This window comes from Actinoplanes sp. NPDC049802 (assembly GCF_040656595.1).
Lineage (GTDB): Bacteria > Actinomycetota > Actinomycetes > Mycobacteriales > Micromonosporaceae > Actinoplanes.
This window is the reverse complement of the sequence record NZ_JBFAMR010000073.1, coordinates 1-16,226: the sequence shown is the minus strand read 5'-3', so window position 1 is coordinate 16,226 and position 16,226 is coordinate 1. Positions and strand designations below refer to the sequence as shown.

The following is a 16,226-nucleotide window of genomic DNA, read 5'->3' as shown; positions in this document are numbered from 1 at the left end:
AACGCGTGGGCCGCCCTGGATGGTTGGGTGGCTGCCGAAGGATTCCGGATCGGCGCGATGACGGTCGTCTATAGCAGGATGATCTCGACATCACTCGCCGTGGCGTTCCGCTTCGTCGATCCGACCCAGCCGGCCGCCCGCGTCAAGGAGGACCCAGATTGAGGATCACCGACGCCAGGGTCATCGTGACCTGCCCGGACCGCAACTTCGTCACGCTGAAGATCGTCACCGACGAGGGGGTGCACGGGGTCGGCGACGCGACGCTCAACGGGCGTGAGCTGGCCGTTGCCGCCTATCTGACCGAGCATGTCGTGCCGCAGTTGATCGGGCGGGACCCGGCCCGGATCGAGGACATCTGGCAGTACCTGTACAAGGGCGCCTACTGGCGTCGCGGCCCGGTGACGATGACCGCCATCGCGGCCGTCGACACCGCCCTGTGGGACATCAAGGGCAAGGTGGCCGGGCTGCCCGTCTATCAGCTGCTCGGCGGCCGGTCACGGGAGGGCGTGACCGTTTACGGCCACGCCAACGCCGCCGACATCGAGTCCGTTCTGTCGGAGGTCTCGGATTACGTCTCCCTCGGCTATCGCGCCGTACGGGTCCAGACTGGGATCCCCGGGCTGGAGAGCACCTACGGCGTCGGCAAGGACCGCATGTTCTACGAGCCCGCCGACGCGGCGCTCCCCACCGAGAACGTCTGGTCCACCGCCCACTATCTCGACCATGTGCCGAAGGTGTTCGCCCGGGTCCGCGAGGAGTTCGGGCCCACGCTCGGACTGCTACACGACGTACATCACCGGCTCACCCCGATCGAGGCGGCCCGGCTCGGCAAGAGCCTGGAGCCGTACCACCTGACCTGGATCGAGGACCCGGTCCCGGCCGAACTGCAGGAGGGCTTCCGCCTCATCCGGCGGCACACCACCACCCCGATCGCGGTCGGCGAGGTGTTCAGCTCCGTCTGGGACTGTCAGCAACTGATCACCGAGCAGCTCATCGACTACATCCGTGCGACCGTCGTGCACGCCGGCGGGATCACCCACCTGCGGCGCATCTTCGACCTGGCCGGCCTCTATCACGTACGCAGCGGGTCGCACGGCGCGACCGACCTCTCCCCCGTCTGCATGGCCGCCGCCCTGCACCTCGACCTGGCCATCCCCAACTTCGGCCTCCAGGAGTACATGCGCCACACCGAGGCCACCGACGCGGTGTTCCCGCACGGCTACCACTTCGAGGGCGGCTACCTGCACCCGTCCGAGGAGCCGGGACTGGGCGTCGACATCGACGAGGAACTGGCCGCGCGGTACCCGTACCGGCCGGCGTCCCTGCCGGTGAACCGCCTGGAGGACGGCACCATGCACAGTTGGTGAGGACGCCGGCGGCACTGTCAGGCCAGGTTCTTGCGGGTGACGGTCCACTGGGGGTGCACGCACAGGCCGCAGGACGGCCCGGCGAACATCGACCGCGCGGTCTGGTCACCCTTGAGCCGCCACTTCAGCCAGGCCACGCCGACCCGGCCGTACTCTCCGCCGTCGGGCTGGGAGAACGTGCCGTAGTGGCCCACCGGCAGGTGCCCCATGAAGGCGGGCAGCCCGGCCGGCAGGCGGCCGTAGTCGTCGACCGCGTTCGGGTAGGCGATGTCGTCCGGGCCGCCGGTGATGTAGGCGACCGGCGCGTGCAGCCGGGCCAGGCGGTAGTTATCCAGATCGCTGAGCAGCCCGCTGTTCCAGAACACGGTGGTGTCCACCCGGGCGTCGGCGCTCGCCTCCAGCGCTTCCAGTCCGCCGCAGGACTGGCCCATCACCGCGATCTTCCCGGTGTCGAGGCGACCGCGGTACTTGCTGCCGAGGCGGGAGTTCTCCGCGACGGCCCAGTCGATCGCTTCGGTCAGCATGCTCGCGTCGGTGCTGCCGGTGCCGCCGGGCCGGCCGTTCGCGATGACCAGGAAGCCGTGCGAGGCGAACTCCTTCAGGATGTTCTGGAACCAGGTGCCGTCGGCCCGGCAGGCACCGTTGCCCCACACCACGATCGGCATCAGGCCCGCGGGCAGGGTGGCGGGGCGGTAGATCGTGTGGTCGTACAGCCGGATGGTGGTCTCGTAGTCGGCCGGGTAGGGCCCGGATCCGCCGGGCGCGGCCTGGGCGCCGGCCGGCAGGGCGACGACGGCGACTACGGTGGCGGCCAGCGCCGCCAGCAACTTTCGCATGGGAACTCCTTCACGGACAGGCGGCCACTCGGACGACCGTGCCGGATCCGCACGGACCGTCTCTCGTATCCAACGATGACCGTCTATGCAACTCCGGGGATCGGTGAAATCACCTGCGCCGCCGACAGGAAACCTGCCGATGCCGGGCCGTCCCCCTAGTGCTGAGACAGGGCCCTGAGACGTTCCAACTCCCCCGGGGTACCGATGGCGGCCCGCTGTTCGGGCCGGCTCGCATACTCCACGACGGCCCGGGCCAGGACGTCCGGATCCGCGCCGACCCTCGTCAGCGAGGCGGTGCCCCCGAACCGCAGGCCCCGTCTGCGAACCCGGCCCTCATCCGCCACCACCAAGGTGACCTTCTCACCGGAGGGACGAGACGCCCAGGGAGCGCCCAGCGCGTCCCACGGCACGAAGAACGACCCGAACGGCTGCCGGTCCTCGATCCCCTCCGGGCGCAGCCGCACCCCGTTCCCGCGCAGCGCCGCCGTCCAGAAGGTCACCAGGATCAGGACCTGGAACAGCACGGTCCAGGCCGCCGGGAACACGAGGTCCGCACGGCCCAGGCCGCCGAGGCTGCGGCCGCAGATGACGGTGTAGCCCGCCGCCAGGAGGATCACGACCGGGTCCGCCGGCACTTCGAAGGCGGGCAGGCCGGGACGGGCCACCAGCGACGCCGAACGGAGCACCGAGATCGCTCCCAGGATGAAAGCCAGCACCAGACCACTCACTGCGGTGCTCACGCTGAAGTCGAAGTCCACCGCGTCCAGGACGGCGCCTCCGGCCAGCCCGATCAGCAGCGCGCCGACCAGCAGGACCAGCCGGCCCCGGACCAGCCGGCCAAGAAAGTCGATCTTCACGGCCGGGAGTCTAGGACGTACCCGCCAGCGACGATGAACCGTGAGACAGGCCACCGCCGCTGTTGGCATGCTCGATCGGGTGCGCGCCTGTCTGCTTCTCCTGGTACTGCTCGCCGGCTGCGGAACCGCGCCGGCACCACCGCCGGTCTCCTCCGGCTCAGCCGCGACGGCGCCCGGCACCTTCCGGAGCACGAGCAGACCATTGAGTACGGGCTGGAAGATCACCGTCTACTACACGGCCGTCGAGGAGTTCCACCACGACGATCCGGTCCCGGTCACCGGCTGCCCGAGACTGGACTGCGAGAACGGCGACGACCACCTCGGCGAGTACCCGGAGAGCTTCGTGAACGCGGTCGAGGCCGAGGGCACCGGGAAGACGCTGAGCGGACGGTTCCTGAACTGGTCCTACGACACCGGGTTCTGGCTGGACGACGCGCCGCGCGCCAGCGACGGCGGATCGCTGACCCCGTTCGTCTCCGCGGCCGCCGACCCGGGCGTACTGCCGCAGGGCACCGGGTTCACGATCGCGGACTGCGGCCGTCAGGAGGACGGTTCGGCGCCGCCGGCCGCCGTCTGCGCCCGGCTGCGGAAGGCGGAGTGGCGGATCAGTGACGAGTTCACGCCGGGCCTGGGCGGTTCACGGCACGTCGACGCCTACATCGGGCCGGAGACCGGCCCCGGATTCACCGAATCCGAGTGGTACCTCACCCTGGAGAACGCGAAGCTCGCCGTGGGGTGAGGTACCGGTCGGCGGATCAGGCCTTGCAGTTGTTCTTCTTGTTCCAGGCGGCGACCGCCTTGGCCGGGCTCTTCTGCCCGCCCTTGCGCCACGAGGTGAGGTACGACGCGGGCCAGACGACGCCGCGGCGGACCTTCCAGTCGCCGGTCTTCTTGCACGCCGGCGAGATGCCGTAGTGCACGTGGCAGACGCCGCTGGAGTTGCCGGTCTTGCCGACCTTGCCCAGCGACTGGCCGGCCTTGACCCGGACACCCTTCTTGACGCCGGCGGTCACCTTGCTCAGGTGCGAGCCGTAGTAGCGGACGCCGTCGTCGCCGAGGATGGAGACGAACTTGCCACCGTTGTACGGCCCGTCCGGACCGCCCTTCTTGTACTTGTCGACCCGGCTCACCTCGAGGACGACACCACTGGTGGTGGCGACGAACGGCTTACCGCAGGCGGCGAAGATGTCCGTCGCCGGGTAGCCGGAGTGGGTCTTGTGGTACGAGGCGTTCTTCGCCTGTACCGGGAACACGTACTTGTAGGTGGCGGCGGCCGCGGCCAGTTCGACCTCGACGGGCGCCATCGCGGCCGCGGGCGCGGCCTCTGCGGAGGGCTCCGCGGGACTCGATCCGGGGGCGCCGCAGCCGGACAGGCTCACGGCGGCCGCGGCGAGTCCCGCCAGCCAGATTTTCTTTCGCATCGCGACACCTTAGGCCGGGACCGTTGCGTCCCGCTGTCCCGGGCCGGGCGGCCCACCGCAGGTCGCGGCGGAAATGGTGAGGCCCGAGGGCATGGCCAGCCCCCGGGCCTCCGTTTACCACTGAGTTGCGCACGCCAGCACGTTTAAGAACACGGATCATTCTGATGACATCGGGTTTTGCCTTTAAACTACCGCCCCCCGAAAGCGGGGCGGGCCGGAATTGAACCGGCATCCGGTGTCTCTGTCCTGCTCGTTCGATCTGGCGATCAGTGGTGAATGCTGACATTGGAGCGAGAATCTGAGTCTCATCCCGGCTGCCTCTGCCGATTGGGCTACCCCCGCACGAGTGCAGGGGGCGGGACTCGAACCCGCACTGTCACCGGGTGGTTCAGCTTCAGCCTCAGCTGTCAGCTTCGCGCCCGAAATGGGGGCGCACCCCGCGCTCCCACGGGGGTCTGTGACGGGTCGTCACCCGAACAGATAGTCGAAGACCGCGGCGCCGACCCGCTGGTCGACGGCCTCGGTGTTGTTGGCCTCCTCGCGAGCGAACTTCACCGCGGTCTGCAGCGCCAGCACGCGGTCGAGGATCTCGTTGACCCGCTTGGCAGGCAGGGCGCCGGAGAACTTCACGGTGGTCCAGTAGCCGACGGTGACGTCCTCGTAATACACCTCGACCTGGGCCGGGTGCTTCTCGGTGGCCTCCGCCTTCACATGGTTGCGCGGCACCTTCTTGGTGCGGTTGGTGCGCACCGGCTCGGTCCGCCAGCTGTCGGTGGAGTCGTCGCGGACCCAGGACTCGGCCGCGTCCAGGACCGGCAGCTTCTTCACGAAGGTGTGCAGGTCGACCAGCTGCTTCTCGAGGAAGAGCAGGTAGGTCACCGGCACTCCGGCGGCGATGGTGCGGCCGTCGACGACCACGTCGGCGCGGGCCACACAGTTCGTCCAGTCCTTGGTGGCGGTGACGTCGAACAGCCGGGTCAGAGTGCGGGACACCTCCCGGAGGATCTCCTCCGCCTTGATCTGCACCCGGGTCGACTCGGCGGGCAGCTGCTCGCCCTCCTCGTCCTTCGGCTGGTAGGTCCGGGAGATGCCGGCGAGCGGCGCCGTCTTCTGCACGGCGTGATGGGCCTCGCTCAGGTCGGCGAACGCCTTGCTCTTGACGCCCTTCTCGACGGCGATGATCTGGTTCAGCTTCGGCACCGGTGTCCCCTTTCAGCGGTGCGAACGCTAGCACCGGCCCGCCACCGGATCGAACGAATTAGGGCGTATCCGGTACGGGGCCCTGGATGTCCTGCCGGGCGACCCGGCACCAGGCGTTCTCCAGCACCTCGGTGAGGGCCCCGGTGCCCGGGAACGCGACGTCGTCGACGGAGCTGATCGGCCGGGCCGGAAAGCGGGAGTTGACGGCCGCCGCGCCGGTCATGCCGGACAGGTCGGCGGTGGTGAGCGCCCGGGAGATCTGCGGGACACCGGCCGCGCCTAGCTCGCCGCGCAGCAGCCGCATCGTGACGCCGGCCAGCATGGGCGCGTCCGGCCAGACCACCCGGGCACCGTCCCACAGGACGAGGTTCCACACCGAGCCCTCCCGCAGGAACCCGTCACGGCCGGTGAAGACGACATCGTCGAAGCCGGCCCGCCGCGCCTCGGCGGCGTGGTGGAACAGGCCCAGGGTGGCGCGGTGCTTGAGGTGGGGCAGCTCGCGTTCGTACACGATGGTGCGGGCCCGGATCGGCGGCGGCGGCGTGTCGGCGCCGGGCTCCAGGACCGACACCATCACGTCGGCGGCGGACAGCACGGTGACCCGGACCGTGGCGTCCGGCTCGCCGCGCAGCGCGTGCGCGATCAGCGCCCGGATCGTGTCGTCGCCGGCCGGCTCGGCGCCAGGGAACAGCTCGGCCGAGCCCTGCCGCAGGCGCTCCAGATGCAGGTCGAACCCGGCCACCGCACCGCCGCGCACCTGCATGGTGGTGAAGTGGCCGAGGATCATGGTGGCGGCACGGTGCAGCGCCTCGATGCCCGGCGCCACGCCGTTGATCTCCACATACGTCACCCGGTCATGTCTACCCGATGCCCGTCAGGCCGATCGGCTCCCGCGTCGCGCGGCGACGGCGGGACAACCGGCCCGTGGACGGCGCGACCGGGCGCCGGTTGCGGCAGCCCGGCGACAAGCGCGACCGGGCACCGGGTCCAGCGGCCCGGCGACAAGCGCGACCGGGCGCCGGCCGCGGCAATTCCGCAACTGGCACGACAGGCGCCGGGAACCGGCAGCCCGGCGACAAGCGCGACCGGAGCGCGCGAGCGGTCAACGGGCGCCCGAGCGTTCCGCGCCGATCCCGGCGGCGACGACCAGGCCGACACCGGCGACCGCCGCCCATCCCGGCACCTGGTGCAGCAGCACGAGGCCGGTGACCACGGCGATGGCCGGCTCCAGGCTCATCAGGGTGCCGAAGGCGGCCGTGGTGAGCCGGCGCAGCGCCAGGAACTCCAGCACGAACGGCACCACCGGCAGCAGCACGGCCAGGAACAGGCCCATCACCAGCAGGTCCACGGTGAGCCGGCCGAAGACCTGCGGGCCGGCGACGACGGTGGCGACCAGGCCGGCCACCGGCATCGAGACCGCCAGGCCGCTCAGTCCGGCGGCCTCGTCGCCGACATGCTGGGTGAGCAGGATGTACGCGGCCCAGCACACCGCCGCGGCCAGGGCGAACCCCACCCCCACCGGGTCGGCGCCGCCGTGCCACGGTTCGGTCAGCAGCAGCACTCCGCCGCCCGCGAGCAGCGGCCACAACAGCCGCCGGCCACGGAACACGGCCACCCCGAGCGGGCCGAGGAACTCCAGGGCGCTCGCCGTGCCCAGCGGCAGCCGGGCCACCGCCGCCATGAACAGCATCGTCATCACCCCGGTCACCACGCCGAGGGCGACCGCCGACCACAGCGCCCGCCGGGTCAGGCCGGCCGGCCGGGGCCGCACCAGCAGGAGCATCAGCACCCCGGCCCAGGCCAGCCGGATCCACGCGGCCCCGGCCACGCCCAGCTCGCCGATGAGGCCCACCGAGACGGCCAGGCCCAGTTGCACGCAGGTCATGGCGGCCACGGCCAGGGCCGCTCCGGTACGGGCGCCGGCTTGTGAACGTACGGCGGTGATCGTCATGCCGCCAGTAGATGCGATCCGAACCGTTCACGTCCACGTGACGATGCTGGACATACCGTTCGCCGATCCTGAACAATCCGGGGATGGACGTGCGCCGCCTGGAAACTCTGCTGATGCTGTCCCGCCTCGGGTCGATGCGCGCCGTCGCCGAGGAGACGCACACCACCACGTCGACCGTGTCGCAGCAGATCGCGGCGCTGGCCCGGGAGGCCGGGACGCCACTGGTCGAGCCGGACGGGCGGCGGGTGCGGCTCACCCCGGCCGGGCGGCGGCTCGCCGAGCACGCCGTGACGATCCTGGCCGCGCTGGAGGCGGCACGGCTCGATCTGGACCCGGCCGCGGAACCCGCCGGGACATTGCGCGTCGCCGGTTTCGGCACGGCCATCCGGCGATCGCTGATGCCCGTCGTGGCCCGGCTCGCCGACGACCACCCCCGGGTACGTGTACGCATCCACGAACACGAGACCGACGAGGCCCTCGCCATGATCGCCGCCGACGACCTGGATCTGGCCCTCACCTACGACTTCACCCTGGCGCCCGCCTTCCCGGACCGGACCGTCGTGTCGCGCCACCTGTGGTCGGCGGAGTGGGCGCTGGGCGTCCCGGCCGGCGACCCCGCGCCGGACGGCGACGCGCCGGCCGTCTTCGCCCGCTACCGCGACCACGACTGGATCGTGAACTCGCGCGGCGCCGCCGACGAGCAGGTGGTCCGCACGATCGCGTCGATGGCCGGCTTCGAGCCGCTGATCACCCACCGCTCGGACAGCCTGGAACTGTTGCAGGACCTGGTGGTGGCGGGTCTCGGTGTCGGCCTGCTGCCGGCGGCTCTGCCGGCCCACCCCGGTGTGCGGCTGCTGCCGTTGCGTGACCCGGCCGCGGTGCTGCGCTGTCATGCCGTGGTCCGCGCCGGCCGCACCGGCTGGCCCCCGCTGGCCCTGCTGCTGCGCCTGCTCGACGAGGCCGGCTCGCCCACGGAGACAGGTCCACCCCGGCCTCGATGACCGGCACAGAACCCAGCGTGTGGATTTCAGGCGCGAATCGCACCCGAACCTCACACGCTGGAATTCAACTCTGCCTTCGGTCCGGAGACGCCGGGTCGCGCCGGGGCGTCCACCCATACCGTCACTTCCGGCGTGCCCGTCGCCACCGCCGTACCGGATGCGGCAGGATCCGCGGTGTGAGCGTGCCGGGTGTGCGGTGGGAACTGGCTGGCGCGGACCGGATGCTGCTGCGCCAGGACGGCCGGGCGGTCCTGTTCGCCCGGGTGCATCCGAGCCGGTACGGTGTCCGCCTGTTCCGCACCGGCGCCTTCCGTTCCCCGGTGGAGCCGGTCCGGGCCGGGGAGGCCCGGCGGATCACCACGGCCGAGGGCTGGGCCTACCGTTTCGGTGGATCGTGGCCCCGCCTGCCGGGTGTCCGGAAGCTGCCCGCGTACTGCCTGACCGTCGACCTGCTCGCGGACTTCCCGGACGCCGAACTCGACTGGTGCGACGGCTGGAACGGGGTGGTCCCGCTGCGCCCGCTGCCGTCGCCGGACGACGGCCGGGTGAAGTCCTACCGCAAACTGGCCCGCGCCGGAGTGCTGCCCCCGCTGCTGTTGTGGTGGGCGAGCAATCTGGACGGTTACCTGCTGGTCGACGGCCACAGCCGCCTGGCCGCCGCCCGCGCCGAGGGTTCGTCCGCGGTGACGCTGGCCGTCACGCCCGGCGAGTACGAGCGCACCCGGGCACAGCCGCTGCGCGGCGGCACCGCCGAATGGGATCGCCTGGCCGCCGAGGCCGCCCCGGCCTGGGATTCCACGGACTGGGCGGACGGGTGACGCGGCACGGACCGGCTCGGTGGAATCCCAGGCCGGGAAGCGCCGACACCGAAGCGCGCGAAGTGGCGGGCGAGACCACCCGGCACGGTCGGCACTGCGCCGTGCCGGCCGCGGACCTTCCGGCGCCGACGCCCGCTAACCCATTCACCCCTTTCCGGTACGCGCGACCCCCGCCCCGCCCGACTGGACCGTTCCGCCCGTCCAGCGCGATCCTGCTGCCACTCGAGCCTCTGCCGCGCCCGCCGGGCTGAGCCCGTCGGCCGGCCCCCAGAGCCGCCTCGAGCCCCCGAAGCCGGCCGACCACCCACCGAGCTCAGCCCGGCGGGCGCGGCACAGGCTGGACCACCCGGCGAGCATGCGCGGCACGGACGGGACGGCCCGAACATGGCGGGGCGGGGCGCACGCGTACGAGATGGACCCGGTCACCCTGGGTGCTGAGCAGGGTGACCGGGTCGCTGTGGGTGAGCGGCGTCGTCAGCGCCAGGTGTCGCTCAGGGTGACCTGACCGCTCGCCGGGACCGTGGCGGTGCGGTTGGCGCCGGACTCCCAGGTGACGGTGCCGTCGGTGTTCTTGCGGATGTACTTGTACTGGAAGGATGTTCCGGCGGGCAGCGAGACGGTGCCGCGCCAGATCGGGTAGGTGCCGGCGGAGAGGGCCACCGCGTTGGCGGGCGCCCAGTTGCCGAGGGCGGCCTGGTTGCCGACGACGAAGATGTTCTGGCCGTAGGTCGTGGTGGCCGTGACGCCGAAGGTGGCGCCGGACGCCGCGGTGCTCGACGGGGTCGGGGAGGCGGAGGTGGCCGACGGGGTCGGCGACGGCGAGGTGGTGGTCGGCGACGTGGTCGGGGTGACGCGGCTCGCGCCGACGTAGAGGGCGACCGCGTCACCGGCGGCGATGGTGGCGGTGAACTGGCCGGACGAGTTGACCGTGTAGGTGGTGCCGGTGCAGCCGCCGGACGAGGTCGGGTCGCCGTGCTGGACGTCGCAGTAGGTGCCGGCCGGCAACGACGTCTGGAAGGTGCGGGTCAGGCTGCCGGTCTCGTGGTTGATGGCGACGTAGCCCTTGGAGCCGCGGCCGAAGGCGATCTGGTCGGCGCCGTTGGACCACCAGTTGGTGACGGCCGTGCCGCGGACCGCGTTGCGGAAGCCGACCATGTTGCCGACCTGCCGCCACGCGTGCTGGCATTTCCAGCCGTCGGTGTAGCAGGCGTTCACCGTCCCGTTGTTGGGCGGGCCGGCGTCGTTGTTGCTGAACTCGTAGCCGGAGTTGATGTCGGGGGCGCCGTACGGCCAGGCAAGCGTGAACACCTGGGCGAGCGTGTACGCCGACCCGTTCTTGTAGCTGAGGGTGTCGCCGCCGCGCTCGGTGTCGTGGTTGTCGACGAACACCGAGACCTGGTTGCTGGGCATGTAGCCCCAGGCGGTGCCGAAGTTCGACAGGTAGGCGAGGTTCTCGTTGAGGAACACCCGCTTGAGGTCGCGGGCGAACCGGAACTCCTGCACGTCGCCGTTGCCGGTGTACTCGGTCGGCTGGACCGCCTCGCCGGAGCCGAAGATGACCTCCTGCTTCCAGTAGGCGCCGGTGTTGGACAGCTTCGACTTGATGCCGGCCAGATCGGCGGCGGACATGTGCTTGGCCGCGTCGATCCGGAAGCCGTCCACGCCGAGTGACGCCAGGTCGTTCATGTAACCGGCGATCTTGCCGCGGACGTAGTCGCTGCCGGTGTTCAGGTCGGAGAGGCTGACCAGTTCACAATCCTGGACGTTGCCGCGGTTGGTGTAGTCGCTGATCGGGGTGCGGCAGGAGTGGAAGTCGGCGTCCGAGTAGATGCCGGGGTAGTTGTACTTGGAGTAGCTACTGCCGCCGGTGCCGGTGCCGGACCCGGCGCTCATGTGGTTGACGACGGTGTCGGCGATGACCTTCACCCCGGCCGCGTGGCAGGTGTTGACCATGTTGGCGAAGGCGGTGCGGTCACCGAGGCGGCCGGCGATCTTGTAGGACACCGGCTGGTACGACGTCCACCACTGGCTGCCCTGGATGTGCTCCATCGGCGGGGAGACCTGGACGTAGCCGTAGCCGAGCGGGCCGAGGGTGCTGGTGCACTCGCGGGCGATCGAGGCGAACGACCACTCGAACATGACAGCGGTGACGTCCTTCTCGCCGGGCGGGGCGGCGAACGCGTCGCCTCCGGTGGCGATCTGGGCGACGCCGAAACCGCCGACCCCCAGCGCGAGGGTGGTGGCGGCGAGGATGCGGGTCAGGCGTCGCCGCCTGCGGGGAGTGTCCACATCTGGCTCCTGGATCTGGGGAACGGGGACGGGCATGCAAGGACTTGCTGAAACAGGCTTGAAACTTTCTGCAAATCTTTGCGGCAAACATAGATACCAGCGAGTTCACCCGTCAAGACATGTCCCGGAAACAAGAAAAACGCCGCCCGGTAACGGGCGGCGTCCTCTACGGAGCGTGTCAGGCGAGACCGTTCTCGGTCAGGAACTCCTTGGCCACGGTCTTGATGTCCTTCTTGTCCACCTGCACCTGGGCCAGATAGGAGGTGAGGTTCTCGGTGGTCAGCTTCGCCGACACCGCGTTGAGCGCGCCGCTGACGGTCTCGTTGTTCGCCTCGGTGCGGATCAGCGGGAGGACGTTCTGCGCCAGGTAGAGGTTCTTCGGGTCCCCCAGCACGACGAACTTGTTGGTGACGATCGACGAGTCGGTGGAGAAGATGTTCGCCACGTCGATGTCGCCGTCCTTGAGCGCGGTGACGGTCAGCGGGCCGCCGGAGTCGAGCGGCTTGAACTCCTTGAACTCGACGCCGTACACCTCCTTGAGGCCCTTGAGGCCCTGGTGCCGCTCGGCGAACTCGGGCCCGGCGCCGACCACGAGCTGACCGGCGACCACCTTCAGGTCCTCGATCGTCTTGAGGTTGTGCTTGGTGGCGGTCTCCGCGGTGACCGTCAGGGTGTCCTTGTCCTCGGCGGCGGACTGCTCCAGCACCTCGGTCCCGGCCGGCAGCACCTTCTTGAGCGCGGCCAGCACGTCGGCCGAGCTGCTCACACCCTGCGGGGCGCCGCCCGGGGTGAGCGCGGCGAGCAGGGCGCCGTTGTACTCCGGCAGCAGCGAGATCGAGCCGTCCTGGAGCGCCTTGAGGTAGGCCTCGCGGGCGCCGATGTTGAACTTGCGGGTGACGGTGACGCCCTTGGCCTCCAGGGCTTGCGAGTAGATCTCGCCGAGCAGCTCGGACTCGGCGAAGTTCGCCGAGCCGACGGTGACCGCCGAGGAGCCGGCCTTGGTCTCCTCGGCGAGTGGATCACTGTCGGCGCCGCAGGCGGTTAGCGACAGTGTCAGGGCAAGGGCAGCGGCGATGCGCTTCATCTAGTGGGTGCCTTTCAATCCGGGAGAGACGATCCGGCGCTGCACCAGCGCCAGCAGAAGATCGACGAGTACGGCCAGGACGGCGACGACGATGGCGCCGGCCAGCACCCGCGAGTAGTCGTTGACGGCCAGACCGTCGATGAGCAGCCGGCCCAGCCCGCTGAGGCCGACCGCGGCGGCCACCGTGGCGGTGGCGACCACCTGGAGGGCGGCGCTGCGGAAGCCGCTCATCAGCACCGGCAGCGCCATCGGCAGCTCGACCCGGGTGAGCACCTGCCAGGACCGCATCCCCATGCCGCGGGCCGCGTCGACGACGCGGTGGTCGAGGCTGCGCATCCCCGCGTACGTGGAGGTCAGGATCGGTGGGATGACCAGCACGGTGAGCGCGATCAGGACCGGCAGCAGGCCCAGGCCGAGCAGGGTGACGAGCAGCATCAGCAGGCCGAGGGTGGGCAGCGAGCGGCCCGCGTTGCCGGCGTTGATGGCCAGGAACGCGCCACGGCCGGTGTGGCCGATGTAGAGGCCGACCGGCAGCGCCACGATCGTGCCGAGCAGCAGGGCGAGCGCCGTGTAGCCGAGGTGGGCCAGGATCAGCGTCGGGATGCTGCCGGGGGCGCCGAGCTCCCAGTGCGCGGGGTCGAGCAGGTAGGAGAGGTTCACGCGGCACGCGTCCACGGGGTGACGGCTCGCTGCACGAGCACGATGAGCAGGTCGGCGAGCCCGGCGAGCAGTACCGACAGGACGATGCCGACGATGATCGGCTCCAGATAGAACAGCTGGAACCCGCGGGTGAACAGCTGGCCGAGCCCGCCGATGCCGATCAGGGCGCCGACGCTGACCAGGCTGATGTTCGACACGGTGGCGACGCGCAGCCCGGCCAGGATGACCGGCAGCGCGATCGGCAGCTCCACCCCGGCCAGGCGCCGCAGCCGGCGGTAGCCCATCGCGGTGGCGGCCTGGACCACGACCGGGTCGACCGAGCGCAGGCCGTCGGCGACGGTACGCGCGAGCAGCGCCACCGTGTAGAGAGTGAGCGCCACGACGACGTTGACCGGGGACAGCACCTTGGTCCCGAGGACGACCGGCAGGAAGACGAAGAGCGCCAGCGACGGGATCGAGTAGATGACCCCGCAGATGTTGACCAGCGGGTGGTAGAGGACCGGGAAGCGGACGCCCAGGTAGCCGATCGGCAGCGCGGCGGCGAACCCGAACAGCACCGGCAGCAGGGCGAGGTAGAGGTGTTCCTGGAGCGCCAGCCAGATGGTCTCGGCGTTGTTGGTCAGGTATTGGATCATGAGCGCCGGCCGGCCAGGTAGTCGGCCAGGTCGTGATGGCTGACCAGGCCGTCGGCGGCCCCGTCCGGGCCGACCCGGACCGCGATGCCGACGGGTGAGCGGATCGCCAGGTCGGTGACGACCCGCAGCGAGTCGTCCTTGGTGAAGGTGCCGCCGGTGGCGCGCAGGCCGTCCTGGCCGGGCCAGCCGAGCGGGCGTCCCGCGCCGTCCAGGATCAGGCCGTCGACCGGTCTCACCGGCAGTCCGGCCGCGCTGTCGAAGGAGAGGCCGCGCAACCCGCGGTCGCGGCCGACGAACTCGGCCACGAAGTCGTCGGCCGGCGCGGCCAGCAGCTCCTTGGGGGTGCCGACCTGGGCGAGGTGGCCACCCTGCCGGAAGACGGCGACCCGGTCACCGAGTTTGACGGCCTCGTCGATGTCGTGGGTGACCAGGGCGATGGTCTTGCCGAGGTCCTCCTGCAGGCGCAGGAACTCGCGGTGCAGCTGCTCGCGGACCACCGGGTCGACGGCGCTGAACGGCTCGTCCATCAGCATGATCGGCGGGTCGGCGGCGAGCGCCCGGGCGACGCCGACGCGCTGTTGCTGGCCGCCGGAGAGCTGGGCCGGGTAGCGCTTGGCGAACCCGGCCGGGAGCCCGACGCGTTCGAGCAGCTCACCGGCGGCGGCGCGGGCCTCCCGGCGGGTCTTGCCGAGCAGCATGGGGACGGTGGCCACGTTGTCCAGCACGGTGCGGTGCGGGAAGAGGCCGGCGTGCTGGATGACGTAGCCGATGCCGCGCCGCAGGACCGCCGGGTCGCGGCCGGCCACGTCCTCGCCGTCGATCAGGACCCGGCCGGAGGTGGGGGTGACCATCCGGTTGATCATCCGGAGGGACGTGGTCTTGCCGCAGCCCGACGGGCCGACCAGCGCGGTCAGCTTGCCGGTGGGCAGCTCGAGGCTGAGGTGGTCCACCGCCGTCGAGCCGCCCGGGTAGACCTTGACGACGTCCTCGAATGTGATCATGGCACTCCCGGTTGATCTCCCGAACGCCTATTCATACTCCAGTTGTAGTGAATAGGGTGTCAACGTCCGGCTACGGCTCGACAGTCACACACCGACGATCTCAGAGATGGTCCACAACGCCTCCGTTGCGTTGGAGATCACAGTGGATGCGGTTTGGCATGATCGACCCGGTGACCGCCCGACCAACCCGTGCCGCCTGGCTGCTCGGCGCCGGATTCGCCCTGGTCATCGTGGTGATCGCGGCGGTGGTGCTGCCCCGGCTGCGCCCGCCCGGCCCACGGCCGGCCTTCCAGCTGCCGGTGACCTGCGGCCAGACGTGGACGCTGGGCACGTATCCGGGACACGACGACTTCGACATCGACTTCTTCCCCACCGAGGGGCCGGCGTGGGGGCGGCCGGTGCTGGCGTCCTTCGGCGGGACGGTCACCGAGGCGGGACTCAACGGCACGCTGGGCTCGCGGACGCCGGACAATCCGCAGGGGCCGCACGGCACCGGCGCCGGTTACTGGGTGAAGATCGACCACGGCGGCCGGTGGGAGACGGTGTACCTGCATCTGCTCGAACCTCCGGCGGTCGAGCCCGGCCAGCGGGTGGAGACCGGTCACCGGCTCGGGCGGGTGGGCAGCACCGGCAAGTCCGGGGCGCCGCACCTGCACTACGAGCAACTGCGGGCCGGGGCGAAGGTGGAGAGTCACTTCGACGGCGTGCCCGCCGGGATCACCACCGACGACCGCGAGTACTCGGTGGAGCGGACCAGCCGCAACTGCGGATGAACGCACGCTTCCCCGGCCTTACCGTCGCCGGGGGCCGGGGAAGCGATCATGCCGGTCAGGACTTGAAGACGTCCTTGATCTTCTCGCCGGCCTGCTTGAGGTTGGAGCTGCGCTGGTCGGCCTTACCCTCGGCCTCGAGACGCTCGTCGTCGGTGGCCCGGCCCACGCCTTCCTTGACCTTGCCGCCGAGCTCCTCGGTCTTGTTGTCCACCTTGTCATCGAATGCCATACCCATCGCTTAGAGCGACCGGCGATAGGCGTTACTTGAGTCGGCGGGTTGTCGGCCGGGTGTCCCAGCGGTAGAGGGTGCGGGCTCGTTGGATGAGTTGACGG

The 16,226-nt window shown here is 70.7% G+C and carries 18 protein-coding genes; 6 read left to right on the top strand and 12 right to left on the bottom strand.

Features of this window, described 5'->3' with window-relative positions; all coding sequences use genetic code 11:
* Positions 1–27: 27 nt before the first annotated feature.
* Positions 28–162 (top strand): hypothetical protein, encoded by a 135-nt coding sequence (locus tag AB0I88_RS33500; protein ID WP_361033980.1) that lies wholly within the window; start codon positions 28–30, stop codon positions 160–162.
* Positions 159–1,367, top strand: a complete 1,209-nt coding sequence (manD, locus tag AB0I88_RS33495; protein ID WP_361033977.1) for a D-mannonate dehydratase ManD — start codon at positions 159–161, stop codon at positions 1,365–1,367. Before AB0I88_RS33500 ends, manD begins: the two co-directional genes overlap by 4 nt.
* Before the next feature lie 17 nt (positions 1,368–1,384).
* Here manD and AB0I88_RS33490 read toward each other — a convergent pair whose 3' ends face one another.
* Entirely contained in the window at positions 1,385–2,203 is an 819-nt protein-coding gene (locus AB0I88_RS33490; RefSeq protein ID WP_361033974.1) for an alpha/beta hydrolase, read from the bottom strand.
* A 155-nt stretch (positions 2,204–2,358) separates the two neighbouring features.
* Positions 2,359–3,060, bottom strand: coding sequence for a hypothetical protein (locus tag AB0I88_RS33485; protein ID WP_361033971.1), 702 nt, complete (start codon positions 3,058–3,060; stop codon positions 2,359–2,361).
* Positions 3,061–3,100: 40 nt separating this feature from the next.
* Between AB0I88_RS33485 and AB0I88_RS33480 the strand changes: the two genes are divergently transcribed.
* Positions 3,101–3,799 carry a hypothetical protein gene (locus AB0I88_RS33480; RefSeq protein WP_361033968.1) on the top strand — a complete coding sequence of 233 codons (699 nt, stop codon included), beginning with the start codon at positions 3,101–3,103 and terminating at the stop codon, positions 3,797–3,799.
* A 16-nt stretch (positions 3,800–3,815) separates the two neighbouring features.
* Here AB0I88_RS33480 and AB0I88_RS33475 read toward each other — a convergent pair whose 3' ends face one another.
* From AB0I88_RS33475 to AB0I88_RS33460, 4 genes are all read right to left on the bottom strand, one after another.
* Positions 3,816–4,481 carry a M23 family metallopeptidase gene (locus AB0I88_RS33475; protein ID WP_361033965.1) on the bottom strand — a complete coding sequence of 222 codons (666 nt, stop codon included), beginning with the start codon at positions 4,479–4,481 and terminating at the stop codon, positions 3,816–3,818.
* A gap of 468 nt (positions 4,482–4,949) precedes the next feature.
* Entirely contained in the window at positions 4,950–5,681 is a 732-nt protein-coding gene (locus AB0I88_RS33470; RefSeq protein ID WP_361033962.1) for a hypothetical protein, read from the bottom strand.
* 58 nt (positions 5,682–5,739) lie between these two features.
* Complete coding sequence (locus tag AB0I88_RS33465; RefSeq protein WP_361033959.1) at positions 5,740–6,531, bottom strand: aminotransferase class IV; 792 nt, start codon at positions 6,529–6,531, stop codon at positions 5,740–5,742.
* Positions 6,532–6,783: 252 nt separating this feature from the next.
* On the bottom strand, positions 6,784–7,632 hold the full coding sequence (locus tag AB0I88_RS33460; RefSeq protein WP_361033956.1) for an EamA family transporter: 849 nt from the start codon (positions 7,630–7,632) through the stop codon (positions 6,784–6,786).
* Between the two features lie 83 nt (positions 7,633–7,715).
* Between AB0I88_RS33460 and AB0I88_RS33455 the strand changes: the two genes are divergently transcribed.
* Positions 7,716–8,633 carry a LysR family transcriptional regulator gene (locus AB0I88_RS33455; protein WP_361033953.1) on the top strand — a complete coding sequence of 306 codons (918 nt, stop codon included), beginning with the start codon at positions 7,716–7,718 and terminating at the stop codon, positions 8,631–8,633.
* Positions 8,634–8,809: 176 nt separating this feature from the next.
* Positions 8,810–9,451 carry a ParB/Srx family N-terminal domain-containing protein gene (locus AB0I88_RS33450; protein ID WP_361033950.1) on the top strand — a complete coding sequence of 214 codons (642 nt, stop codon included), beginning with the start codon at positions 8,810–8,812 and terminating at the stop codon, positions 9,449–9,451.
* Between the two features lie 474 nt (positions 9,452–9,925).
* On the opposite strand, the gene AB0I88_RS33445 is transcribed toward AB0I88_RS33450, so the two are convergent.
* The 5 genes from AB0I88_RS33445 to AB0I88_RS33425 form a co-directional block, all read right to left on the bottom strand.
* Positions 9,926–11,740, bottom strand: a complete 1,815-nt coding sequence (locus tag AB0I88_RS33445; RefSeq protein ID WP_361033947.1) for a carbohydrate-binding module family 20 domain-containing protein — start codon at positions 11,738–11,740, stop codon at positions 9,926–9,928.
* Between the two features lie 178 nt (positions 11,741–11,918).
* Entirely contained in the window at positions 11,919–12,824 is a 906-nt protein-coding gene (locus tag AB0I88_RS33440) for an ABC transporter substrate-binding protein (protein ID WP_361033944.1), read from the bottom strand.
* Complete coding sequence (locus AB0I88_RS33435) at positions 12,825–13,484, bottom strand: ABC transporter permease subunit (protein WP_361033941.1); 660 nt, start codon at positions 13,482–13,484, stop codon at positions 12,825–12,827.
* Positions 13,481–14,119, bottom strand: coding sequence for an ABC transporter permease subunit (locus AB0I88_RS33430; protein ID WP_361033938.1), 639 nt, complete (start codon positions 14,117–14,119; stop codon positions 13,481–13,483). Before AB0I88_RS33430 ends, AB0I88_RS33435 begins: the two co-directional genes overlap by 4 nt.
* A complete protein-coding gene (locus AB0I88_RS33425; RefSeq protein ID WP_361033934.1) occupies positions 14,116–15,120 on the bottom strand; it encodes an ATP-binding cassette domain-containing protein in 1,005 nt (334 codons plus the stop codon). Before AB0I88_RS33425 ends, AB0I88_RS33430 begins: the two co-directional genes overlap by 4 nt.
* A 170-nt stretch (positions 15,121–15,290) precedes the next feature.
* On the opposite strand from AB0I88_RS33425, the gene AB0I88_RS33420 reads away from it, so the two are divergent.
* Positions 15,291–15,893, top strand: coding sequence for a M23 family metallopeptidase (locus AB0I88_RS33420; protein ID WP_361033931.1), 603 nt, complete (start codon positions 15,291–15,293; stop codon positions 15,891–15,893).
* A gap of 55 nt (positions 15,894–15,948) precedes the next feature.
* Here the strand turns inward: AB0I88_RS33420 and AB0I88_RS33415 are convergent, their stop codons facing one another.
* On the bottom strand, positions 15,949–16,122 hold the full coding sequence (locus AB0I88_RS33415; protein WP_361033928.1) for a CsbD family protein: 174 nt from the start codon (positions 16,120–16,122) through the stop codon (positions 15,949–15,951).
* Positions 16,123–16,226 lie beyond the last annotated feature (104 nt).